Here is a 231-nt window from a genome sequence, read left to right as displayed (position 1 = left end):
CGGCACGATAACGTGCTCATTATTGGTGGTGGTGATGGCTTAGGACTGAAGCAAGTACTCAAATGGCAACCTAAAACGGTTACCTTAATGGATTTAGATAAAGACTTACTGGCACTGTTTAAATCGCCACCAGCAGATATGCCACAACGCTTACAGGATGCATTACTGGCGTTAAACGGCGATGCGTTAAACGATCCACGCTTAACATTAATGGTCGACGATGCATTTAAC

General features: G+C 44.2%; 1 protein-coding gene. It reads left to right on the top strand.

Features of this window, described 5'->3' with window-relative positions; translation table 11 throughout:
• The coding region (locus AAEZ22_RS18695; protein ID WP_502935276.1) for a spermine/spermidine synthase domain-containing protein at positions 1 to 231 on the top strand (231 nt) is incomplete at both ends.

Source organism: Pseudoalteromonas sp. 20-MNA-CIBAN-0454, assembly GCF_040308685.1.
Lineage (GTDB): Bacteria > Pseudomonadota > Gammaproteobacteria > Enterobacterales > Alteromonadaceae > Pseudoalteromonas > Pseudoalteromonas nigrifaciens.
This window is presented reverse-complemented; position numbering and strand designations above follow the sequence as displayed.